This window comes from Blautia hydrogenotrophica DSM 10507 (assembly GCF_034356035.1).
In the GTDB taxonomy this organism is placed as follows: Bacteria; Bacillota; Clostridia; order Lachnospirales; family Lachnospiraceae; genus Blautia_A; species Blautia_A hydrogenotrophica.
Genome location: NZ_CP136423.1, coordinates 126,104 through 148,752 on the forward strand (window position 1 = coordinate 126,104; position 22,649 = coordinate 148,752).

At 47.0% G+C, this 22,649-nt stretch carries 21 protein-coding genes; 20 read left to right on the forward strand and 1 reads right to left on the reverse strand.

What is annotated here, in order from left to right; all coding sequences use genetic code 11:
* The first annotated feature begins 9 nt into the window (after positions 1–9).
* From BLHYD_RS00625 to BLHYD_RS00720, 20 genes are all read left to right on the forward strand, one after another.
* Positions 10–2,388 (forward strand): ABC transporter permease, encoded by a 2,379-nt coding sequence (locus BLHYD_RS00625; protein ID WP_260784451.1) that lies wholly within the window; start codon positions 10–12, stop codon positions 2,386–2,388.
* 187 nt (positions 2,389–2,575) lie between these two features.
* Positions 2,576–3,346, forward strand: a complete 771-nt coding sequence (locus tag BLHYD_RS00630) for a response regulator (RefSeq protein ID WP_005947715.1) — start codon at positions 2,576–2,578, stop codon at positions 3,344–3,346.
* Between the two features lie 513 nt (positions 3,347–3,859).
* The gene (locus BLHYD_RS00635; RefSeq protein WP_005947719.1) at positions 3,860–4,291 is read left to right on the forward strand and encodes a sigma-70 family RNA polymerase sigma factor; all 432 of its coding nucleotides are present in this window, start codon (positions 3,860–3,862) and stop codon (positions 4,289–4,291) included.
* A 6-nt stretch (positions 4,292–4,297) separates the two neighbouring features.
* On the forward strand, positions 4,298–4,540 hold the full coding sequence (locus BLHYD_RS00640) for a helix-turn-helix domain-containing protein (RefSeq protein WP_004611627.1): 243 nt from the start codon (positions 4,298–4,300) through the stop codon (positions 4,538–4,540).
* A gap of 433 nt (positions 4,541–4,973) precedes the next feature.
* On the forward strand, positions 4,974–5,177 hold the full coding sequence (locus BLHYD_RS00645) for an excisionase (RefSeq protein WP_009296579.1): 204 nt from the start codon (positions 4,974–4,976) through the stop codon (positions 5,175–5,177).
* 79 nt (positions 5,178–5,256) lie between these two features.
* A complete protein-coding gene (locus BLHYD_RS00650) occupies positions 5,257–6,534 on the forward strand; it encodes a tyrosine-type recombinase/integrase (protein WP_031472578.1) in 1,278 nt (425 codons plus the stop codon).
* A 209-nt stretch (positions 6,535–6,743) separates the two neighbouring features.
* Positions 6,744–8,264 (forward strand): histidine kinase, encoded by a 1,521-nt coding sequence (locus BLHYD_RS00655; protein ID WP_005947732.1) that lies wholly within the window; start codon positions 6,744–6,746, stop codon positions 8,262–8,264.
* Entirely contained in the window at positions 8,242–8,931 is a 690-nt protein-coding gene (locus BLHYD_RS00660; protein WP_005947734.1) for a response regulator transcription factor, read from the forward strand. The genes BLHYD_RS00655 and BLHYD_RS00660 overlap by 23 nt, the downstream gene beginning before the upstream one ends.
* Before the next feature lie 27 nt (positions 8,932–8,958).
* A complete protein-coding gene (locus BLHYD_RS00665; RefSeq protein WP_005947737.1) occupies positions 8,959–10,296 on the forward strand; it encodes a D-serine ammonia-lyase in 1,338 nt (445 codons plus the stop codon).
* 69 nt (positions 10,297–10,365) lie between these two features.
* Positions 10,366–10,743, forward strand: a complete 378-nt coding sequence (locus BLHYD_RS00670; RefSeq protein ID WP_005947739.1) for a RidA family protein — start codon at positions 10,366–10,368, stop codon at positions 10,741–10,743.
* A 328-nt stretch (positions 10,744–11,071) separates the two neighbouring features.
* Positions 11,072–11,914: a metal-dependent transcriptional regulator gene (locus tag BLHYD_RS00675; protein WP_005947740.1), complete on the forward strand. Its 843-nt coding sequence runs from the start codon at positions 11,072–11,074 to the stop codon at positions 11,912–11,914.
* A gap of 12 nt (positions 11,915–11,926) precedes the next feature.
* Entirely contained in the window at positions 11,927–12,763 is an 837-nt protein-coding gene (locus tag BLHYD_RS00680) for a hypothetical protein (RefSeq protein ID WP_005947742.1), read from the forward strand.
* 387 nt (positions 12,764–13,150) lie between these two features.
* Positions 13,151–14,197 carry a heme-binding Shp domain-containing protein gene (locus BLHYD_RS00685; protein ID WP_005947744.1) on the forward strand — a complete coding sequence of 349 codons (1,047 nt, stop codon included), beginning with the start codon at positions 13,151–13,153 and terminating at the stop codon, positions 14,195–14,197.
* Positions 14,187–15,320 carry a heme ABC transporter substrate-binding protein IsdE gene (gene isdE / locus BLHYD_RS00690; RefSeq protein WP_005947746.1) on the forward strand — a complete coding sequence of 378 codons (1,134 nt, stop codon included), beginning with the start codon at positions 14,187–14,189 and terminating at the stop codon, positions 15,318–15,320. Before BLHYD_RS00685 ends, isdE begins: the two co-directional genes overlap by 11 nt.
* Positions 15,321–15,423: 103 nt before the next feature.
* Complete coding sequence (locus BLHYD_RS00695; RefSeq protein ID WP_040350530.1) at positions 15,424–16,404, forward strand: FecCD family ABC transporter permease; 981 nt, start codon at positions 15,424–15,426, stop codon at positions 16,402–16,404.
* A gap of 73 nt (positions 16,405–16,477) precedes the next feature.
* The gene (locus BLHYD_RS00700) at positions 16,478–17,236 is read left to right on the forward strand and encodes an ABC transporter ATP-binding protein (protein WP_040350531.1); all 759 of its coding nucleotides are present in this window, start codon (positions 16,478–16,480) and stop codon (positions 17,234–17,236) included.
* A 9-nt stretch (positions 17,237–17,245) separates the two neighbouring features.
* Complete coding sequence (locus BLHYD_RS00705) at positions 17,246–17,692, forward strand: YbaN family protein (RefSeq protein WP_005947752.1); 447 nt, start codon at positions 17,246–17,248, stop codon at positions 17,690–17,692.
* Positions 17,689–18,039: a nitrous oxide-stimulated promoter family protein gene (locus tag BLHYD_RS00710; protein WP_005947754.1), complete on the forward strand. Its 351-nt coding sequence runs from the start codon at positions 17,689–17,691 to the stop codon at positions 18,037–18,039. Before BLHYD_RS00705 ends, BLHYD_RS00710 begins: the two co-directional genes overlap by 4 nt.
* The gene (locus tag BLHYD_RS00715; protein ID WP_005947756.1) at positions 18,032–19,825 is read left to right on the forward strand and encodes an ABC transporter ATP-binding protein/permease; all 1,794 of its coding nucleotides are present in this window, start codon (positions 18,032–18,034) and stop codon (positions 19,823–19,825) included. The genes BLHYD_RS00710 and BLHYD_RS00715 overlap by 8 nt, the downstream gene beginning before the upstream one ends.
* Entirely contained in the window at positions 19,822–21,552 is a 1,731-nt protein-coding gene (locus tag BLHYD_RS00720; RefSeq protein ID WP_005947758.1) for an amino acid ABC transporter ATP-binding/permease protein, read from the forward strand. Before BLHYD_RS00715 ends, BLHYD_RS00720 begins: the two co-directional genes overlap by 4 nt.
* Positions 21,553–22,121: 569 nt before the next feature.
* On the opposite strand, the gene BLHYD_RS00730 is transcribed toward BLHYD_RS00720, so the two are convergent.
* Positions 22,122–22,640: a nitroreductase family protein gene (locus BLHYD_RS00730; protein ID WP_005947760.1), complete on the reverse strand. Its 519-nt coding sequence runs from the start codon at positions 22,638–22,640 to the stop codon at positions 22,122–22,124.
* Positions 22,641–22,649 lie beyond the last annotated feature (9 nt).

Sequence of the window (22,649 nt, forward strand, 5' to 3'; positions counted from 1 at the left end):
TGGCAGGCTATGACATGGCCTTTTGAGAATGATACCAGCGCCATTACAAAGAAGCTGGCAAAGAAAAGTTTGCAAAGCGAGAAGCGCCGGAATCTGATGGTGGTGATTGCCGTTGCACTGGCGGCGTTTCTAATCTGCTTTACGGGAATTGTGTCTACTTCCCTGACACAAATGCAACGCAATCAGGTTGTCGATACTTATGAGGCGGTCTGGCTGGGCGTGGAGGAAAACGACATTGAAACCCTGAAAGGACTGCCGGAGTTTGAGCGCGTAGGCGGCTACTATATGCTGGGTGAGGAACTTTCGGAACAGGGCTATCATGCGTCTTATGTGTATTGCGACGCGCAAATGATGGAGATTACCAAGGCGCAGATGGAGTTGTTAGAGGGGAGGGTTCCTGAAAAAGCAAATGAAGTTGTCGTAAGCGAATACTTTCTTTCCACCTATGGAAACAATGCCAAAATTGGGGACACTGTGACCTTAGATACCGAGAGCTTTCATGGTAATTATGTTGTTACCGGCATTATGGACAGCGCAAATGAGAAAGAAGCGAATACCTGCGCTATCATTCTTTCCAAAGCCGCCCTGACAGAATGGGCTGGGTTTGACCCGGCTGGGTATCGTGCCTATGCCCATTTCAAAAACAGCGACCAGTTGGACGAAGAACTGATGACCTCTTATTGTAGGGAGATTGCGGAGGAATATCAGCTTCCTATGCCCAAAATGAACAGTAAGTATTTTGCCTATGCTTCTAAATCCTTTGATTTTGCACTGATGGCTAGCGTGATTGCCATTGTTCTGATCGGCGGCTATATTGTGATCCAGAGTATCTTCCGTATCTCCATCAATGACAAAATCAAGAGCTACGGGCAGCTTCGGACGATTGGTGCAACGCCAAAGCAAATCAAGCGGATTGTAAAGCGGGAGGGGCGTAAACTCGGCAGTATCGGGATTTTGATTGGTACAGTGCTGGGTGTATGCGGCGGTTTTCTCCTGTTTTCTAAGGGTTTTAACGCTGTTTCCTATGTGGCAACGGTTATTTTGACACTCATAAGCAGTTGGATCATGGTATCTGTTTCCATCCGTAAGCCGGTAAAAATTGCGGCAGGGATTTCCCCGATTGAAGCCGTCCGTTTTACCCCGGCGCAAAAGGACATCCGCAGCCGGAAAAAGAATATCAAGCTCAATCCTGTTTCAATGGGAATTGCAAATTTTAAGCGTGACCGAAAAAAGACCGTTGCTATTGTAGCCTCATTGAGTTTGGGCGGAATTATCCTGCTTGTGGTATCCTCCATTGTTTTGCTGCGCTCACCAGAGGCACTTGCAAGACAGTTTTTCCCGGACGGCGACTATAAAATTTATTTGGATTCTGAAATGACAGAAGAAAAGGTTATGGCAGCGGGAAATCCATTGAATGAGGAATTGAAGCAGGAAATCTTATCTATTGATGGCGTTACAGATATAATTCCAAGCAGGCAATCTCTCCATGCAACTTATAAAACAAAGATTCATCAAGCTGGTGGTATGTGCGATATGCTGACCGACCAGAATTATGTGGCAGTTGAAGCGGCTTTGACAGAGGGAACCATGCCAACAGATTCCCGTAGTATTGTAATTGACTATAATGTGCTAAAGCAGAATGAGGATATGGGTGTTGGTTCAACGGTTGAGATTTCTTTGGGAGAAGAACAGCCATCCGTTTCTGTTACCATATCGGGGTTATACGCTCCTGCAAAGGTATATTCAGGACATGGCAGGATGCACTTAGATGGGGCAACTCTTTTTGCACCAGAAGCGTTGTTCCACGAACTGCACCCGGAAATCACCTCTTTTGACTATTCATGGAGCATTGTAAATGACCCTAAAAAAACGGACTATGTGGGAGCTGAATTGAAAAATATTGTTGCCAGCCATAGTAATATTGCCTTAGATGAAATCAATACAGTGATTGAATATGAAGAAATGACAAATTCTTTTGCGTTTGGCAGTATGGAGATACTTTCATGGTTGGTATTTCTCTTTGGCGTTATCAACCTTATCAATACGACACTCTCTAACCAGATAGCCCGAAAGCAGGAAAACAGTATTCTGCGTTCTATCGGCCTAACACAAAAACAGCTATGTAAAATGAACATCTGTGAGGGGCTGTGCTATGCGCTCTTTGCAACATTGGCGACGCTGATCGTTGGGCTTCCGGCTTCCATCTTTGCTTGCAGAAAAATGAGTGTAGGTGCTTTTGCCGGAAATGTAGTGCCTTACAAATTCCCGGTTTTGGAAATGGGGCTGTTCATTCTGGTGTTGTTCGGAATGGAGCTGATCTTGTCTGTATGGACAATCCGTAGACAGAAAAAACAATCCCTGATCGAACAAATGCGGGTAATGGAATAACCGTATGGGATCGGCGGGGCGGCGTATGCTGCCCCGCCTTTTTCGCCATTTCTCAAAAAAATTTTTGAAATGTCCGAGCGTTGTAACAATTCAGCCTGTTTTTCTGTCGAAATCGAAGGCACCTCGGACATTTGTGTAACATTTGTAGTTTATGCTTATGGTAAATCAATATTGGGGGTGAGGACACATGAAAAAGATACTGCTGATCGACGACAGCGACACCTATACATGGTGTCTGCAAAAATACTTACAGCACCGGGGATACTCGGTGAAAACGGCTTGCACGCTGAAAGAAGCGCGGGCGGCCATCCAAGAGGAAATGCCGCTGGTAGTCTGCTGTGATCTCGACCTGCCGGACGGTTCCGGCATGGACTTTCTGGACGAGGTACGGGCCGCAGACAAGGAGCTGCCTTTTATTCTGGCGTCCTGCCATGACAAGGACGACTACGAACAGGAGGCTATGCGCCGGGGCGCAACGCTGTGCATGGACAAAATGAAAGGGCTGCTGCTGCAAGATAAGCTGGTGGAATACGCTTACCGGCAGTTATCCGGCGAAAAGGCCCCGACTTTTCACAAGCTGCTCTTTGTCCATGCGGAAGATACCAACGCCGGAGTGCTGCGGGCTGCTATGCTGCAAAAGGGCTTTGACCTGATTCTGGTTCCCTCGATTGGGGAAGCCAAGCGCCGGATTTTTGAGGATAAGGAAATAGACCTGATCTTGTGTGATGTGGAACTGACGGACGGCACAGCAATGGAGCTGTTTCATACACTGCGGCGGGTGGCGGGGATGTTCCAAATGAAGAATCCCCCTGTCCGGCTTCTGCCGTTCTTTATCCTCACCGAGAACAACGACCTTGCCACGGAATATGAATACCGGCATGAGGGCGTGAATGACTATATCACCGCCCCGGTCAATATCCCGGAGCTGATCCGGCGGGTTTTGTTCTTTGTGGAATGAAACGAGCCTACATATTCAAACATCTGCCTCCACAGCGGGGAAAAGAAAAAAACCGCTGACGGGCAGAGGATTTCGTGCGCTTTCCTGTATCACTGACGATACGGCGGTTTTGAGTAGATCAAGGCCGCCGTTTCTTTTTGCTTCGACGACCCCTGCACCGTGTTCTGGCATGGCGGCTTTAGGAGGGAGCCGCTATGCAACGAAAACCGCTTCGACAAATTCTGACAGGGGTTAGCCTGTCAAAAAAAGCCGTCCCCCGGCAGCGGGGACAAGCGGCTGCGAGTATGTACTATACCATGTAAGAAAAGAACATATTGCTTTTTGTTTCGCCCTGTGGGTCTTTGACCTGCCGGGCGAATTTTGTTATTTCCTGCGGTCTGCTATCCGGTGCAAAAAGAAATTTCAAAAAAGTGAAAAAAGGAGGCGTTTAGCGGGCAGCCAGAGAGATTCCATTCGCTCTATTGGCGGAAAGGGAGAGAACCACCACATCCCCCATAGAAAGGGGGTGAGAAGATGGAAGCGATCCCCCGCAAATACGGTGAATGGGGCCAGTTTGACCGCTACTGCAAGCTGGTTCTGTACCATGAGGCGATAGATTATCTGCGGGAAATGAAGTGCCGCCGCGACCGTGAAGTGTCGCTGGACGCTCTTTCCCCGGCTGATTGGGACAAGCTCTCGACCGTAGATCGGTATTCCTGCGACAGCTTTATATTCAGTTCGCATGGCTATGACCTACATATCGACAACGAGCTTGTGGCCGAAGCGTTTGCCAGCCTGCCAAAAGACGAGCAGAGTATTTTGATTCTCCGCTTTGTTCTGGATTTGACTGACGAAGAAATTGGCCGCCTGATGGGAATGTCCCGCAGCGCAGTACAGCGCCACAGGACAAGCACCCTGAAAGACTTGCGTATAAAATTGATGGCGTTCATGCCGGAGGGAGGTTAAACGCGGATGAAGCAATCCAGTTACAAGGGCAAAAGCCCTCTACCTGATTTTGTGATCGACGCGGCCTGCGCCGGTAACGCCGAAGCCGTGGAGCGTGTCTTGCAGCATTATGACGGCTACATCAATAAGCTGTGTACCCGGACGCTCTATGACGGCAGCGGCCAGCCTCATATCTGCATTGACGAGTATATGAAGCGCCGATTGCAAATCAAGCTGATCCATTCCATCGTTAGTCCCATTGGCGACTGACGGTTAAGGCCCCGGCCATAGACAGGCGGCTTTCCCTTTCCCCGCCTGCCTGTTTCCCGGCGGCCCCTTTGCTCCTTGACAAATACGCCCGCAGGATAATGGCGGCGCGTCATAGGGCAGACGGATACATTCTGTCTGTGCCGAGCCGGGCGGCAGGTGCGCCAAGAGGCTTTCCCTCATTGGGGTAAGCGGAGCGATTTTACCGGGCCGTAAAGCAGGTGTGGCAGCCTGCGGGCGACGACGCGCAGACAGGACAATGATACGCCCTTGCCGTCGTAGTCCGAGCGTTTGAAGCGTCGCAGGCAACGAGCAGGGCCGCGTGAGAACCACGCGGGGGTGAGATTCCCGTGGAGCTGTGCCAGCAGCCGTCCGTTATTTTCTGCCCACTTTCACAACAAACAACCTTTGTTTTGAAAAGAAAGGGGGCCATGTTATGAGTAATAACGATGTGCCTATTTGGGAAAAATACACGCTCACCATTGAGGAAGCGTCCAAATATTTTCGGATCGGGGAAAACAAACTGCGTCGGCTTGCCGAGGAAAACCCCACCGCTGGCTGGGTGATCTTAAACGGCAACCGCATCCAGATCAAGCGGAAGCAGTTTGAAAAAATCATTGATTCCCTTGACACAATATAGTGAAAAAGGGCCTTGCGCGTGTTATAATAGGTTATAAGCGTGTCAAGGCTCTTTCCGTCATGGAAAGGAGCATGACGAAATGCCAAGAAAAGAACGAGATGAAAAAAGACGGGACAACAAAGGCCGCCTTTTGAAGTCTGGAGAGAGCCAGCGATCAGATGGAAGATACGCTTACAAATACATTGACACCTTTGGAGAAACCCAGTTTGTTTACTCATGGAAGTTAGTACCTACCGACAAAGTACCTGCCGGAAAGCGGCCCTGTCTTTCCCTGCGCGAGAAGATCAAGCAGATACAGAAAGACCTTGACGACGGGATAGACACCATCGGCAAGAAAATGACCGTGTGCCAGCTTTATGAAAAGTACACCCGGCAGCGCGGGAATGTGCGGAAAGGAACCCAAAAGAGCCGCCAGCAGTTGATGAAACTTCTGTCCGAAGATAAGCTGGGCGCGGCCAGCATTGACAGCGTGAAGCTGTCCGACGCGAAAGAATGGGCCTTGCGTATGCAGGAAAAGGGCGTTGCCTACAACACCATCTGCAACAGCAAGCGTTCCTTAAAGGCCATCTTTTATATGGCAGTACAGGACGACTGCCTCCGCAAGAATCCCTTTGACTTCCAGATCAATGAGGTTATCAACGACGATACCGTACCAAAGGTGCCGCTTACCCCTACACAGGAAAACGAGCTTTTGGACTTCATGCAGAACGATTCCGTCTATGCCAAGTATTATGACGAGGTGGTGATCCTGCTGGAAACCGGGCTTCGTATTTCCGAACTCTGCGGCCTGACGCCCGCTGACCTGAATTTTGAAAAACGCTTTGTAAATGTAGACCACCAGCTTTTGAGAAGCACCGAGGATGGCTACTATATCGAAGCGCCAAAAACAGAAAGCGGATTCCGTCAAGTGCCCATGAGCGCAGCCGCCTATGAAGCGTTTGAGCGCGTGTTGAAGAAGCGCAGGGACGGCAAGGGCATTGAGGTTGACGGTTATAAGGATTTCCTGTTCCTGAACCGGGACGGCCTGCCCAAAACCGCCGTCAACTATGACGCCATGTTCAAGTGCCTTGCCAAGAAGTACAACAAGTGCCACAAGGAGCCGCTGCCCGATGTGATGACGCCGCACACCATGCGACATACATTCTGTACCAGAATGGCAAACGCGGGCATGAACCCCAAGGCGTTGCAGTACATCATGGGACACGCCAACATTGTAATGACGCTGAACTATTACGCCCACGCTACTTTCCATTCCGCACAGGAGGAAATGGAACGGCTGCAAGCCAAGGCAAAAACCACCGCAGAGGCCAAGCCGGAGGCTACGGCGGAAAGCGCCGAGGAAACCAAGGCGGCATAAGTAGTACGCAGAATTTACTACTGCTTTTACTACTTTTGAGAGCGAAAACATGAGGGGTAATAAAAAGATTTGTGAGGTTCTTCCGATATGAAAAGTGCCGGAAAAGCCCGGAATGACGGGCTATACCGGCATATAAGAACATCTAAAGAGATAATTAGAAATCTATTAAATGATTAGAAGGAAGAATAAGAAATCAGAGGAGGCGTCAGATGGTTCGGCAGAAGACAGACTGGGGAGAAGTTCTCTGGTTGACAGAAAACAAAGAAATCTTATCAATACAAGGGCTACAGGTGGGGCTTGTGAGTCTCTATGCGGGGAGCTGCCAACCAAAGCATATTCATTATGACGAGCAGGTGATCTATGTTGTGCAGGGACAGGCAATTTCGGTTCTGGATGGTGAAGAGAGCCATCTCAGAGTCGGAGAGTTTTATCATTGGAAGGCTGGAGTAGAGCATAGGATTTATAACACTGGAAATGTCCCCTTTCAGCATTTGCTAGTCTCGAATCCCGTCATTGAGGAGGTTAACCAGGAATTTCCAGAGAGAGAAGAAGCTGACAAAAAGCCAATTGCACCGGATTTAATCTATATAGCGGCAGAGGCGATTCGAACCCAGTTTCTGGAGACTCTTCACTATGGCTATGCGATTTTTGATTCTCTTGGGAATCTGATTCTCCAAAGCCAGTATTTTCCAGAATTTTGTGTGGAATGCTGTCAGCCATCCAACAATGCGGGTATCTGTTCTTGTATGAGGCAGGTTTCACCGAAGGAATGGGAACAAGAACACGTTTACTACTGTAAAAATGGGATGGAAGTCTATCACTATCCGATCTGTTTTCGGGGTGTTTTCCTAGGCTATATCCAGAGTGGCTATATCCGGCATTCTGGGAGCGGAAAGGGAAAGATTGAGAATGTTTATGATGTCCCAGAAAGTGTGGTTGCGGGAATCAAATCTCTTTTACAGAGAATTGTGAAAGCGATTAAGAACTTTTGCGAATTCGAACAATTTCGCAGGGAGCTCATGGAAAAGGAGTTGTGTATTGCCTCTCATGAGGAGTCCCAGAGAATCCTGGTGAAGAATCTTCAGGATACGCAGTACGCCATGACAGACTTAAAAATCAGCAATCATTTTTTATTTAATACCTTAAACAGTATGGCGTCCATGGCGCTGGACGGTGGATTGATGCCGCTGTATCAGTCCATTGTGGACTTGTCGAAGATGTTCCATTACACGCTGCGGACTCAGAATTCCACGGTTCCTTTGGGAAAAGAAGTGGAATATGTGCAGGCATATCTACAGCTTCAGAAGCTGAGGTACGAGGACGATCTGGAAGTGATCTATAAAATTGACCGGAAGACACTACAGGCAAGGGTTCCGTTTAATTTTCTTCAGCCGATTGTGGAGAACGCGTTCGTACATGGATTTTCAGAGACAGTTCGAAAAAAAATAAAAATTGTCTCTAACAGGAAGAAAGATATGGTAGAGATCAAGATTATCAATTCGGGAAATAAATTGACTTCTCAGTCCTGTTATGTGATAAACCAAGGAATTCAAAGTAGCACTTCCCATGGACTGTCTATGATTTATTATAAATTGCAGGCTGTGTTTGGGGAAAATTGTGAGTTTAGGATCGGCTCTGAGAAAAATGGGGATACCTGTTTTCGGATACAAATACCATTTCGAGTGGTGAGCACGGAAAGGAGATTGTATGATTCGGGCAGTGATATGTGATGACGAGAAGGCGGCTTTAAATATTATTCGTCACTTTCTGGATGCACAGAAGCTTCCCATCGAGATCATTGGGACGGCGGAGAACGGGAGAGATGCCTGGAGCCTGATAAAGAGAGAAAAACCGGATTTGGTTTTCATGGACATCCACATGCCCTATATGAACGGGTTTGAGATTATCCAGAAGATGGAAGACAGCAAGGTGATTATCATCACCGCCTATGATTCTTTTGAGTATGCACAGAAAGCTCTCAGACTGGGAGCCAGCGATATCATATCAAAACCCATAGAATTTGGACAGTTAAGACAGGCGATTGCCCGTGCGGTGGGCTGGAAATTCACCGGCAACGAGATCGTGAATACGATTCTTGAATATATCTATGAACACTACGCTGAAAAAATAGAGTTGGAGACTCTGGCAGGCATTACCTTCTGTTCTGAGAGCCATATTGCGAGAGTTTTTAAGAAACATACGGGGATGACGATTGTTTCCTATGTGCATAAAGTGAGAATTGAGAAAAGCGTACAAATTCTAGAGGACGGACAGATGTCTGTCAAAGAGGCAGCTGAGGCGGTGGGATATCAGAATCTGAATAACTTCTATAAATATTTTAAGCTGTATGTAGGAGAACCACCGGCGTCTTATGTCAGAAAGAAGAGGCAGGCTTAGAACAGTATGAGAGAAAGGGAATGAAGCATGGAAAAGATAGACGGCAGGAAAATTGCGGAAGAGATTCCGATTATAAAAGATATACAGGTGGAAAAAGAAGTCGTCTGGGTGAACCCAGACAAGAAAGCGTTTGTTAAGAGCGCCAAAGACTCAGAGTTGGCTATGGCCGATGTGGAGGATGCGGAATTGAGATTGAAGCGCTTTGCTCCATTTATCATGAGGTGTTTTCCAGAGACGAGAGACAGAGGAGGAATCATAGAATCCGTTCTGACTCCGATTCCGAACATGCAGGGCCACATCAACGAGAAATATGGAAGTGAGTTAGAGGGAAGGCTCCTGTTAAAACAGGACAGTCATCTCGCGATTGCCGGTTCTGTAAAGGCCAGAGGCGGCATTTATGAGGTTCTGAAACACACGGAGGATTTGGCATTAGAACACGGTCTTCTGAGCGAAGGGGACAGCTATGAGAAGCTGGCAGATGAAGAATGCAGAAAATTCTTTCAGGACTACACGGTGCAGGTGGGGTCCACCGGAAATCTGGGTATGAGTATCGGTATCATGAGCGCAGCAGTGGGTTATAAGGCGATTGTCCATATGTCAGCGGACGCGAAACAATGGAAAAAAGATCTGCTGCGCAGCCATGGAGTGACGGTTATGGAATATGAATCGGATTATAGTGAAGCGGTAAAACACGGCAGAGAACTCTCTGATCAGAATCCGAAGAGTTATTTTGTGGATGATGAGAATTCCAGAAATTTATTTTTGGGCTATGCAGTGGCAGCGAAACGTCTGGTGAGCCAGCTGAAGGAACGGAACGTCGCTGTGGACGCAGAGCACCCTATGTTTGTGTACATCCCTTGTGGTGTGGGTGGAGCGCCGGGAGGCGTGACCTTTGGTTTGAAGCAGGTGTTTCAGGATGCGGTACACTGCTTTTTTGTGGAGCCGACCCAGGCACCTTGTATGCTGGTGGGAATGGCTACAGGACTGAACAGCAGAATTTCCGTTCAGGATATTGGGCTGACTGGCCTGACCCATGCGGACGGCTTGGCAGTGGGAAGACCGTCTGGTTTTGTGGGCGGCGTTATGAAGACGATGCTCAGTGGAGAATTGACAATACAGGATGGAAAGCTGTATGATTATATGAGAGATCTTTTGGAGACGGAGGATATCTTTCTCGAACCCAGCGCTTGCGCTGCTTTTCAGGGGCCAGTTAAGCTGAATAAGAGTGAGGAGCTGAAAAGATATGTGAAAGAGAATGGACTATCTGACAAGATGGACCAGGCTTCCCATATCGTGTGGGCTACCGGAGGCAGCCTGGTGCCGGAAAAAATTCGTGAGGAGTACAAGAACACGTACTTAGTGTAGTACTGGCGGCGTGTAAAACGAGAAATGCCCCTCAAGGTTGAGGGAATTGGAAAATGATAGGAGGTTACTATGGAGAAAAAAATTATCAACACGGACAAAGCACCTGCAGCGGTAGGACCTTATGTGCAGGCAATTCAGAAAGGAAATATGCTGTATGCATCCGGTCAACTGGGCTTAGTGCCTGAGACAGGAGTATTGGCAGAAGGGGTGCAGGCACAGACAAAGCAGTCTCTGGCAAATATACAGGCAGTTTTGGACGAGGCAGGATTCGCAAAAGAGGATGTTGTAAAGACCACCGTATTTCTGGCGGATATTCGTGACTTTGCTGTTGTAAATGAGATTTATGCAGAATATTTTGGAGATGCAAAACCTGCTCGGTCCTGTGTGGAAGTGGCAAAGCTCCCCAAAGATGGTTTGGTGGAGATTGAATTTGTAGCTATAAAATAACAAACAGCGAGTAGAAGGCCTGGAATTGAATCCCACTAGACCTTTGAAAGATAGATAAGAAGCAAAGAGGCAGCTTTAAGATCCTGGGGTGATCTTGAAAGCTGCTTTTTCTTATTACACAAACGCTCGATGCTACTTTGCTCTGTGATTAGCCCGGCAAGCGGCTGCCGTGTTCACATGAGAAGACGTTTACCAGACAGAGAACAGTCACATTGTGAATTGGTGGCTAAAAAAGGATTGACAAAAGGTGAGGAGGATTTTTATAATAGCTTCAAAGATAGTTAGAAATAACTAACTTTTATTGGGCGAATATGAAAGGGGCACTGAGATGGAAAAGGGAAATAAGCTTGATGGCTTCAGCGGGAAAATCGGAGAAAATATACCGTCTACCAATGCCGAAAAAGAGGAAGATCTTTTAGAAACTCTGTATCTGTGGTGGAATAGAGGAAAGCAGATTACGATGTCGGAGATTTGTATACATTTGAATATTACTAAGCACGAGATAAATTATCTTGTGAAACAGATGGTGAAACATGGGTATTTAAAAGAACCAGGGAAGAGTAAAGTCTTAGAACTTACTGATTTTGGAAAGACACAGGGAGCAGAATGCTTGACCAGACATCAATACCTGACACAGTTTTTGCAAATGGTCTGTGGATTAGATGAGGAGCAGGCTCAGGAGGACGCGTGTCGTATGGAGCATGTGGTTAGTGGTGGTGTGATTCAGGGAGTTTGTGAGTTTTTGAAGTATGGGAATACGTATGACCGTGTAGCAAAAAATTTGAATTTAGATACTATGTATGAGGAAGGAAATTATATTTTTCGCATGGGAATTTACCTGACAGAGCAAAGATATCCGAGAGTTTTATCCGAGGAATTTTATGAATTCTCGGAGAAGATATGTATGCAGATAAAAAAAGACACCAGTTATTTTTATCTTCAGCCGATAACAGGAAACTATTCAAAGAAATTGTGGTATAAAGATGAGGACAGATGGATAAAAGCGCAGAGGACAGAGCTGGGATTTCGGATTCCATCGGACATTTTTAGTTTCACACTGAGCACAGTAGTTCCCATCACAGAGGGAGATGGAATTATCGCATTTACGGCAGAGGAAGAAGAACTGCCGTCTGACACAAAATGCCGGGAATTAAATGTCCATATATGGTAAAGGGATTTACGCATGAAAAAGGGAGAAAGCTTTAAGAGAAGAAACCACCCGACAATGATGCAGATTCAATATCTGATTGAATTGGAGAAGATGGGGAAAAAAAGAGGAAGAGTTGCGATGATCGCAGAGATCTGTGGTGTGAATCACGGGTCTGTGAGCCGCTATTTGAAGGCTTGCAGCGAAAATGGCTATCTGAATTCTGATTATGAGTTCACAGGACTGGGAAAGGCTTACATAAAAGGATATATAAAACTGATTGAAAATCTGAAAGTCTATCTGCATAATATTGGAGTTGCAGACAGAGAAATTCTGTTAAATGTCAAAGACATGGTAGAGAATATAGACTATTATACGCTGTCTTCCATGATTCGAAATAATCAGAAGATACGAAGCATCTATTCTGTAGAAAAGAAAGAAATCCTTTCTAAAAATTTTTTGGCTGAAGTTCTGGGACATGGGATGTGGGAAGTCTATTTTATGATTTATCAGATGAATCAGCAGCATGGATGCAGTATCTCTATGGCAAACAGAGGATTTAAAAAACCAGCGGTTTTGAGGCATAATAAGAGAGTAAGCTGGTTGGAGTTGTCCATCTGTGAGATGACCGCGAAATCCCGTGTGAACGGAGAAAAGATGACAGGACATTTGGAATCGCTGAAATACGAACAGAATGGAATGCTTCATCTGGCACAGATCAGAGATGGAAAGCTGAGAATACCGTTGGAGGCATGTAGATTCCACAGAAGACAGGGAGGAGAAGTAAAGGGGATGATTCCAGTGACTACTACCTGTAATGTGGGAAGAACGCATATGCCGGAGAGCACGGCTTTGCTGGTTTTCTGGCTGTAGAACTGGGAAGGGGAGTTTGGAAAATCCTTACTGAAAAGAGAACAGGATGGCGGGTGGGAATATCTTTAGGCTGATGAGTCAGAGAAGCCCAGCTTAAAGGCTTTTATAATGCAAAAAAATTTAAAAATTTTTAAGATTTAAGCACATATAGAGAAAAGTTGTAATCAAAAGAAAAGTGAGAAGAAAAGACTGTGCTCTCAAAGCACGAAGCAAAAATCTGCTGTTGACATGTTTTTTTAACTATGATACATAGAATGTGAGAAATAGTCTTGATTAACTTAAAAGTATGAAAATGGTGTCAAAGATAGACACATATTTTTTTGAAATCAGTGTTAGTTTAGACTAATAGATAGGCGTTCTAAATTTAATAAAGGAAGGGACAATAAAATGAAGGCAACGAAAAAGGAACTATTTGCGGGATTGTTGAGCATGGTCCTTGCCCTTTTACTGGGGATAGTCATTCCTGTCACTCCGGTGAAGGCAGCGTCAGGAACAGTATATACTTGTTCGGTCACTCCCTGCTATGCACACCCGGTAACAGGCGAGATTGAAGACTCCGGTGGGGAGGCGTCCTATGCCACTGGTCAGGGTATGGTTGAGGGAGCTGTGTATACCACGGGTATCCTGGAAGTCACAGACAGCGGGGAATACTATCTGACGATTCGGATGAGTCTGATGGATTTAACCTCTGGTCATAGCTTTTGGGTACAGAATGTAGGAGATTCAGGCTGGTCGACGCCTGCGATGGGAATCACAGGAAACGGAAGCGATTCCAACGGCAATACGGCGGACATCTGTATTCAGGTTCCCAGCGAGAACTGCGTAGTCAGAGGCAGCATGTATGTGGACCTGATGGGAAGAGACGTAATTTTCTATTGTTATCCCAGCAATTTTTCCGAGGGTAACAACACGGATATGAACGCGACGATGGTGACTTCGACAGCAGGAAGTGATGACGCTGCAAATATAGCTTCGGTGGACAATTCAGGTACAGATACTGTGGACAATTCAGGTTCAGAATACTCCGGTGCTTCGAACCTTCAGGTACAGGCAGCTCAGGAGACGACGTCCACACCGACTCCCGCTCCTACGGCAACGCCGGTACAGAGTCAAGCGGTTGATGCAGGGGGAGAGGATAAGGATAAAAAGACGACAAAGCTACAGAGCAGTATTGATACCCCAGCGATTCCGTCGGCCGAAGAGCCTTCGACAGACAGTACCCTGAATAAATCCCAGGGGTTAAGCCTGTCTACGGCTGAGGAAGGTTCAGGAACCATGGAGGCAGAGGGGAACAGTGGGGGAAACCAGGCAGTGACTTTGATTATCGCGATTACGGTCTCAGGTTTAATTTTGATGGGAGCGGCTGCGGGAATTGTTTACTTGTTCCGAAAAAACTGGAGACGATGGGGCGGTGGTGATGACGATGATGAATAAAAATGTGCAGAGAAGACTGTGGCTGATACTGGCTCTTTTAGCTATGGCTTTGGCAGCTTCTAGCTTGACAGGCTGTGTGGACCAGAATCGGGGAGACTCTAATGAGACTATTACAGAGGCTGAAGGCTCAGAAGCTGACCATGAGAGTACGACCACTCTGTTGGAGATCGACGACCCGCAGGAGAAGGCGGCAGTGGAGGCTGCCAAGAAAAAAGTAGCTGCGATGGATGAGGAACCACGGATTGTCGCTACTTCTGCGGCGACGGCGGATATCTGTGATAGATTGAATCTGGATTTGGTGGGAATTTGTAAAGCCACGATCTCTGATTTGCCAAAGGAATACCAGGATCTTCCTCAGGTGGGAACGGCAATGGCTCCTGATATGGAGATTGTTGCCTCTCTAAATCCAGACTGGATTTTAAGTCCTGCCAGCCTTCAGGCGGACCAGCAGCCGAAATATGAGGCGATTGATACGGACTGGGCTTTTTTGAATCTGAGAAGTGTGCCAGGTATGTATCGGTCTATTCAAGAACTGGGCGAGATTTTTGACAGAAAAGAAGAGGCCCAGAAGATGGTAGATGAATTCACAGAGTTTTATGACGAGTATAGGGATAACAATGCGGGCAAAGAAAAGCCGAAGGTGTTAGTGCTCATGGGGCTTCCGGGGTCCTATATCATTGCAACGGAGAATTCCTATGTGGGAAGCCTGGTTGAGCTGGCAGGTGGAGAGAATGTCTATGCCGGCACTGGACAAGAGTTCCTGACGGTGAACACAGAGGATATGAAGACGAAAGAGCCGGATGTAATTCTTCGCGCGGCCCATGCGCTTCCTGACCAGGTGGTGGAGATGTTTAAAGAGGATTTTGAGACCAATGATATCTGGAAGCACTTTGACGCGGTAAAAGAGGATAGGGTCTATGATCTGACCTATGAGCTGTTTGGAATGAGCGCCACCTTCCGTTATCCGGAGGCGTTAGAAGTGCTTCAACCGATGCTCTACCCGGAGAGTAAGGAAGACCAGAAAAAGGCAAAGAAGAACAGTGAAAAAGCGACGAGGGCGGCCAAGGATTCTGAAGCTACGGAGAAGACGGACGAAGAGACTCTGAAAGAGACTACTAAATAGGAAGGAGGGCAAAATGGAGACAAAAGAAAAAGAAGCGGAAGCCCTGATAACGGAGGAAACAGTGAACTCAGAAGGCCAGGACAAGAGTCGAAAAAAGAAGAAAATGGCCAGAGCAGTGATGTCTTTTGCGGTCATGACGGTTTTGCTGGTGATTTTGTTCTTTGCGGCGGTGAATATCGGAAGTCTGAAGGTCAGCTTTGGCGATTTGCTGGGTGGGCTTTTTGTAAAATATAACGAAGATGTGGCGACGATCTATGACCTGAGATTTCCGCGTATTATTATTTCTATGCTGGCGGGAGCAGCGATTGCGGTCTCTGGTGTGTTGTTCCAGGCGGTGTTGAAGAATCCGTTGGCAGACCCTGGAATCATCGGTATTTCCAGCGGAGCCAGCTTTGCGGCTGTATTGATTATAGCGTTTGCACCGACCTTGTTTTTCTTTACCCCTCTGTTTGCATTCTTGGGAGGCGTATTGGCGTTCTTTCTGGTCTACAGTCTGTCCTGGAAGGGTGGGCTAAGTCCTCTGAGAATCATTTTGGTCGGTGTCGCTGTGAACTCTATGTTTACTGGTCTGTCTAGTGCGATGAACTCTATGAGTGGAGGAAACATGTCAGGGGTGGCGTCTATCGTAAACGGCAATATCACAATGAAGATCTGGGACGATGTAAAGACGCTGGTTCCTTATGTCGTCATTGGATTAATTTTGGCGGTCATCTTCTCAGGAAAATGTAATCTGCTCTCCTTAGAGGATAAGACGGCGAGGAGCCTGGGAGTCAACGTCAATACCATGAGAATCACGATTTCCCTGGTGGCTGTGCTTTTGGCTAGTATCTCCACGGCAGTGGCGGGAACGATCAGTTTCCTCGGCTTGATTGTGCCGCATATTGGAAGAATCTTGGTCGGAAGCGATCACAAGGCTTTGATTCCGTTTTCCATGCTGTTCGGAGCGTTTACTTTTCTGCTGGCAGATACCATCGGAAGGACGATTGCGTCGCCGTACGAAGTGTCCGCATCCATTATCATGAGTGTGGTAGGTGGCCCATTCTTTATCATTCTGCTGAGGAGGTCGAAAAAATATGCAAGCTGAGAATAAAATACTTGAGGATATAAAGGCTGTGGCGGCAGAGACTGCCAAGACAGCAAAGGCGGACAAGCCTGCAATGGAAGTGAAGAACTTGTCGTTTTCCTATGGTAAAAACAAGATTCTGAAGGACGTGTCTTTTCAGATTCAGGACGGACAGATCACGACGATAATGGGAGCCAACGGCAGTGGCAAATCCACGCTGTTCTCACTGATGACGAAAAATTTGTACCCCAGAAAAGGAAAGATTTTTCTCCGTGGGAAGAACATTCAAAATCTGGTATTGAAGGATTTTGCCCGCAAGGTCTCGATTGTACACCAATATAATACTTCCAGTGATGATATTACGGTGGAGCGGATGGTCTCCTTTGGTCGAACCCCTCATATGAAAATGATGCAGGGCAGAAGTGATGAGGATGAGAGATTGATACAGTGGGCGATGGAAGTGACAAACATTGAGAAATACCGAAACCGGGAGGCTTCACGGCTCTCCGGTGGTCAGCGCCAGAGGGTGTGGATTGCCATGGCTCTGGCCCAGAACACAAAGATTTTGTTTTTGGACGAACCTACTACATATCTGGATATCCGTTATCAGATCGAAATTTTGGAATTGGTGAAAAAACTGAATCAGGAGTTCGGAATTACCATCATCATGGTACTCCATGATATCAATCAGGCGATTTATTTTTCGGACAAAGTAATCGGTCTGAAAGACGGATTGGTGGCAGTGCAGGGAAATCCTCAGGATGTCATCAGCCGGGAGAGCATCAAGCAGCTGTATGGAATAGAATTAGACGTAACACAGGTGGAAGGAAAAACATTTGTATTGACAGTGTAGGAGAATATTATGAAAAATAACCCGTTTAGGATTTTTTGGATGATTCTGGGACTGCTGTGCCTGGGATTGGGAACGATCGGCGTAATATTGCCGATTCTTCCGACGGTGCCTTTCTATATGGTGACCGTATTCTGCTTCGCGAGGAGCTCCAAACGTCTTCACGATTGGTTCTTAGGGACGAACCTGTACAAGAAGCATCTGGAGAGTTTCGTGAAGCAAAAAGCAATGACCCTTCGGACGAAATTTTCTATCGTGGGCACAGTTACGGTTATTATGGTGATTGGCTTTGTTCTCATGAGCAAGGTGCCTGTGGGAAGCGTGTGCCTGGCCATAGTCTGGGTGTGCCATGTCCTGTATTTCTTCCTGAGGGTGAAGACCGTTAAGGACGGCGAGGAAGAGAGAAAAGATCATAGGGAAATGACTTCTTCCGCGGTGAAGGAAGCGGTAGATCAATGAGTGACATTAAGAAAAAGCGGCAGAAAGAACAGATAGTGGTCAGGAAAATGATTACTCTCTATTGTTGGAAGAACCACCAGTCTCGGCACGAAGGAGAACTGTGTTCTGACTGTCAGGAACTGTTGGATTATGCCATGGCCCGCAGCGAGAAATGTCCGTTTATGGAGAATAAAACCTTTTGCTCCAATTGTAGGGTACACTGTTACAAACCTGTTATGAGGGAGCGAATTCTTACAGTCATGCGTTTTTCAGGGCCGAGAATGCTGTTGTATCATCCCATACTTGCCGTGTGGCATCTGATATGCAGCGTAAAGGAAAAAAGAAGGATGAGGGATAGTAATGATTAAAGGACGTTTGGTGAGATTGTTATCTCATGCGAAAAAATATATTGCGTATCAGGTGCTTTGGCAGTGGCTTTCTCTGCTTTGTCAGGTCTTGAGCGTGTACTGTCTGGCTGTCTTGGTAGAGAAAGCCTTCCTGGGAGAGTTAGTGAAAAATACAGTTCTGGTGTACGGAATTTCCATTTTAGGGGCAATGGCACTTCGTTTTTTCTGTGACCGCCAGGCCTCCTATGCTTCTTATGAAGCGAGTGTGGATGTGAAACGTATTCTAAGGGAAAAGGTATATGGTAAGCTGCTGCGTCTGGGTGCTTCCTATCAGGAAAAAGTATCTACCTCGGAGGTGGTTCAGATGTCAGCGGAAGGCGTAGAACAGTTGGAGACTTATTTCGGCAGATATCTCCCGCAGCTTTTCTACAGCCTTCTTGCTCCTGTTACGTTGTTCATCCTTCTGTTCTTTGTAGACTGGAAGGCCAGCCTCGTGCTACTGATTTGCGTACCGCTGATTCCCCTATCTATCGTGGCGGTGCAGAAATTCGCTAAGAGGTTGCTGAATAAATACTGGGGCATTTATACGGAGTTGGGTGACAGCTTCCTGGAGAACCTACAGGGGCTGACCACCTTGAAAATCTATCAGGCCGACGAACAGAAGGCAGGAGAAATGGATGAGGAATCCCAGAGATTTCGGCAGATTACGATGAAGGTGTTGACGATGCAGCTGAACTCCACCAGTATGATGGACATCATTGCCTACGGCGGAGCAGCAGTGGGTATGATTGTGACTCTGCGGGAGTTTGCGGCGGGAAATTTGGGAATCGCAGGCGCGCTGATGATTATTCTGCTGGCGTCAGAGTTTTTCATTCCTCTTCGGCTTTTGGGGTCATTTTTCCACATCGCGATGAACGGGATGGCGGCCAGCGATAAAATCTTTGCACTCCTGGATCTTCCGGAGCCGAAGGAGAAGACAGGGGTCCTTGTCGGCGGACCTTTGTCTATCCAGGCCAGGGAGGTGCGTTTTTCTTATGAAGAAGACAGACAGATTCTAAAAGGAGTGTCCCTGGAATTTCCAGCGGGTAGCTTTACCTCTTTGGTAGGAACCTCCGGGTGTGGCAAGAGTACCATTGCCGGAATTTTGATGGGAAGAAATCAAAATTACCAGGGCAGTATTCGAATCAATGGACAGGAACTCTCAGAAATTTCAGAGAAAAGTCTAATGGAGAAAATTACCCTGGTCAGCCATAACAGTTATCTGTTCAAGGGGACCGTTAAGGAGAACCTAAAGATGGGAAAACCTGATGCCTCTGACGGGGAGATGAACCAGGTTCTTGAAAAGGTGAATCTTTCAGGATTTTTAAATGCCCAGGAAGGGCTGGATACACAGTTGTTAGAGAAAGGCAGCAACTTCTCTGGTGGACAGTGCCAGAGGCTGGCTCTAGCAAGAGCGCTGCTCCATGACAGTCCAATCTATATCTTTGATGAGGCTACCTCGAACATCGACATGGAGAGCGAGGAAATGATTATGGAGGTCATTCACCGTCTGGCCGAGACAAAGACGGTTATCTTGATATCCCACCGTCTTGCCAATGTGGAAGGCTCTGACTGTATCTATATGCTGAAGGACGGGATGGTGGCACAGCATGGCACTCACCATGAGCTGATGGCCCAGGGCGGCCCATACCGTGAGCTGTATCAGTATCAGAGAGAATTAGAGATGTACAGCCAGAAGGCATCCAGAGGAACACAGGGGGCGGCTGCTTTGAAATTTGAGACAGGAACAGGGGAGGTGACGGTATGAGCAAAGCCGAAAAAAATACAGGAGTGGTGGGACACAGAAGAACCGGAATTCAGATCATGGGTCAATTGATTGGGCTGGTCCGTCCCCTGCTGCCGGTCATGTGTGCGGCGATTTTGCTGGGAGTGATCGGCTATCTCTGCGCGATTTTCCTCACGATTCTGGCAGGATATGGGATGATTCACGGAATTCTATCGGTATTGGGAGTTAACACGACTCCGGAAAACGCAGGCTTTTTGGCCTCTTTAAGCCTGGTCAGTCTAGCTGTGGTGCTGGTGGTGCTGGCTGTGTTAAGAGGCGTTCTTCACTATGGAGAGCAGTACTGTAACCATTTTATTGCGTTTAAGCTGCTGGCGATCATTCGCCACAAGACCTTTGCGGTGCTTCGAAAGCTCTGTCCCGCGAAGCTGGAAGGAAGAGACAAGGGAAATCTGATATCAATTATCACCTCAGATATTGAACTGCTGGAGGTCTTCTATGCGCACACGATCTCTCCCATTGCCATCGCGTTTTTGACATCCCTTGTGATGGTGATCTTCATCGGCGTGCATTCGCTGGGAGCGGGTCTGCTGGCACTGGCAGGCTATGTGACGGTCGGCGTGGCGATACCTCTGGTGAACGGAAGAAAGGGCGCTGCAAAGGGAATGGAATTTCGAACCTCCTTCGGTGATCTGAACAGCTTTATCCTGGGTTCTCTGAGGGGGCTAGATGAGACGATTCAGTATGGAGACGGACAAAACCGTATGAGCCAGATGGAGAAACGTTCCAGAGAGCTTGGCAAAATGCAGAAAGATCTGAACCGTCTGGAAGCGTCCCAGAAGTCGGTGACGAACCTGGCAATTTTGCTGTTTTCCTTTGGGATGCTGTTTTTGATGCTCTATTCTTATCTGGGAAGTAGTGTCAGCTTTGAGAATTTCTTGATTGCGACCATTGCCATGATGGGGTCTTTCGGACCGGTGGTAGCTCTGTCGAGCCTCTCCAACAATCTAAATCAGACTCTTGCCAGCGGGGAGAGGGTGCTCTCTCTTCTGGAAGAGATTCCGCAGGTGGAGGAAGTGACCGGGCAGGAAGAGATTGGCTTTGCGGGGGCGGCAGCTTGCCAGGTGGATTTCTCTTACGAGGAGGAGCAGATTTTGAAGGACTATTCCATCCAGATTCCCAAGGGGAGAATCATTGGTATTCACGGAGTCAGCGGCTCCGGGAAGTCTACGCTGCTGAAGCTGCTGATGCGTTTCTGGGACGTGCAACAGGGACAGATGCAAATCTCCGGGGAAGATGTCCGTAGAGTGAATACCTCGAATCTGAGAGATTTGGAGTCATACGTGACGCAGGAAACTTATCTGTTTCACGATTCCATTGCCAATAATATAGCGGTGGGAAAACCGGGAGCTGATAGAGATGAGATCATGGAAGCTGCAAAAAAGGCTTCCATTCATGATTTTATCATGACCCTCCCAAAGGGCTACGATACGCAGGTAGGGGAGCTGGGAGATACGCTCTCAGGCGGGGAGCGGCAGAGAATCGGAATTGCCAGGGCTTTTCTTCACGATGCGCCGCTGATGCTACTGGATGAACCTACCAGTAATCTGGATTCCCTAAATGAGGGAATGATTTTGAAATCTCTAAAGGAATCCTGGGATGAGAAGACGGTAGTTCTGGTCTCTCATAGAAAATCCACAATGAATCTAGCAGATATCGTCTATACGATGGACCATGGACGCCTTTCGTAAATCGGAAAGGGAAAAGATTACAGAACGGTTTGGAAGCAAAAACAGGTACCATGAAGGTTTGGCGCGATAAGCCCGGTAGACGGCTCCTTCCAAGTCCCGTCCCAGAATAGTCTCCAGGACTGTATCGAGACATTTAGAATTTTTTCATTATAAAACGAAGTATTTCCGGAGTAAAGGACAAAAGTAATGCCCGTATATGAATATGAAAGGGAATAATAATGGCAGAACTGCCATATTTCAAAATGAAATTATTTTATATGGACGAAATGAGAGTTTCTATTCATGAAAGGTTTGATAGTATGAAACAGTATTTTAGAGTGGAAACAAAATGTATTTTGCCCCGCCGATTGACTATGACAAAGTGATGAAAAATATCTCGTATGATAAAGTGATTATTGTTGGGAAAATACTTTTCAGAATTGTGTATGTCTAATCAACTTATCCACATCTAAAACTTATTGCTTATGGTTTTGTGAAATTCTTCAAAAAGCAAAAGGGGCTGGCTTTAGCTGAGTTAGGCAACCCCTTTACTGGTGGGAATATTTTTGGATAAAACTGTAAAAAAATGCCTACATAGTCTCGTAGGAGATCATTTCTGAGATAGGCTTCCTCATTTTGGCGTGTCTGTCCGGACTTTGTGGAGTTTCGTCTGTGTAACCAATGGCCAGCAGATTTATGGGCTCTAGATTGTCCGGCAGGCAAAATTCTTCACGGACCACGTCAGGCTTAAAATTACAAATCCATACGGAACCCAGACCTAGATCGGCGGCCTCGAGCATCATGTGATCGGTCAGAATAGAGGCATCAATATCTGTAGTTTTTTTGCCGTCATGAGGGCGAGTCCACGCTTTGGAACTGTCCGCGCAGATGAGAATAGCCAGGGGTGCGCAAAAGATATTAGCGGCTTTCGACAGTTTTTGAAGGCCATTTTCTTCCTGTATAATCAGCATGTGAACGGGCTGTTTATTGCAGGCGGTAGGCGCCGCCTGAGCGGCAGCCAGAATCTGTTCTAGCTTTTCGATTTCTACCTTTTGAGAGGTGTAGTGTCTTACGGAATATCTTTTCTTTGCCAAATTTAAAAAAGTCATAATTTACCT

Coding starts and splice junctions, on each gene's coding strand:
- BLHYD_RS00625 (WP_260784451.1), top strand. CDS start 10: ATGACATGGCCTTTTGAGAATGATACCAGCGCCATTACAAAGAAGCTG.
- BLHYD_RS00630 (WP_005947715.1), top strand. CDS start 2,576: ATGAAAAAGATACTGCTGATCGACGACAGCGACACCTATACATGGTGT.
- BLHYD_RS00635 (WP_005947719.1), top strand. CDS start 3,860: ATGGAAGCGATCCCCCGCAAATACGGTGAATGGGGCCAGTTTGACCGC.
- BLHYD_RS00640 (WP_004611627.1), top strand. CDS start 4,298: ATGAAGCAATCCAGTTACAAGGGCAAAAGCCCTCTACCTGATTTTGTG.
- BLHYD_RS00645 (WP_009296579.1), top strand. CDS start 4,974: ATGAGTAATAACGATGTGCCTATTTGGGAAAAATACACGCTCACCATT.
- BLHYD_RS00650 (WP_031472578.1), top strand. CDS start 5,257: ATGCCAAGAAAAGAACGAGATGAAAAAAGACGGGACAACAAAGGCCGC.
- BLHYD_RS00655 (WP_005947732.1), top strand. CDS start 6,744: ATGGTTCGGCAGAAGACAGACTGGGGAGAAGTTCTCTGGTTGACAGAA.
- BLHYD_RS00660 (WP_005947734.1), top strand. CDS start 8,242: ATGATTCGGGCAGTGATATGTGATGACGAGAAGGCGGCTTTAAATATT.
- BLHYD_RS00665 (WP_005947737.1), top strand. CDS start 8,959: ATGGAAAAGATAGACGGCAGGAAAATTGCGGAAGAGATTCCGATTATA.
- BLHYD_RS00670 (WP_005947739.1), top strand. CDS start 10,366: ATGGAGAAAAAAATTATCAACACGGACAAAGCACCTGCAGCGGTAGGA.
- BLHYD_RS00675 (WP_005947740.1), top strand. CDS start 11,072: ATGGAAAAGGGAAATAAGCTTGATGGCTTCAGCGGGAAAATCGGAGAA.
- BLHYD_RS00680 (WP_005947742.1), top strand. CDS start 11,927: ATGAAAAAGGGAGAAAGCTTTAAGAGAAGAAACCACCCGACAATGATG.
- BLHYD_RS00685 (WP_005947744.1), top strand. CDS start 13,151: ATGAAGGCAACGAAAAAGGAACTATTTGCGGGATTGTTGAGCATGGTC.
- isdE (WP_005947746.1), top strand. CDS start 14,187: ATGATGAATAAAAATGTGCAGAGAAGACTGTGGCTGATACTGGCTCTT.
- BLHYD_RS00695 (WP_040350530.1), top strand. CDS start 15,424: ATGGCCAGAGCAGTGATGTCTTTTGCGGTCATGACGGTTTTGCTGGTG.
- BLHYD_RS00700 (WP_040350531.1), top strand. CDS start 16,478: ATGGAAGTGAAGAACTTGTCGTTTTCCTATGGTAAAAACAAGATTCTG.
- BLHYD_RS00705 (WP_005947752.1), top strand. CDS start 17,246: ATGAAAAATAACCCGTTTAGGATTTTTTGGATGATTCTGGGACTGCTG.
- BLHYD_RS00710 (WP_005947754.1), top strand. CDS start 17,689: ATGAGTGACATTAAGAAAAAGCGGCAGAAAGAACAGATAGTGGTCAGG.
- BLHYD_RS00715 (WP_005947756.1), top strand. CDS start 18,032: ATGATTAAAGGACGTTTGGTGAGATTGTTATCTCATGCGAAAAAATAT.
- BLHYD_RS00720 (WP_005947758.1), top strand. CDS start 19,822: ATGAGCAAAGCCGAAAAAAATACAGGAGTGGTGGGACACAGAAGAACC.
- BLHYD_RS00730 (WP_005947760.1), bottom strand. CDS start 22,640: ATGACTTTTTTAAATTTGGCAAAGAAAAGATATTCCGTAAGACACTAC.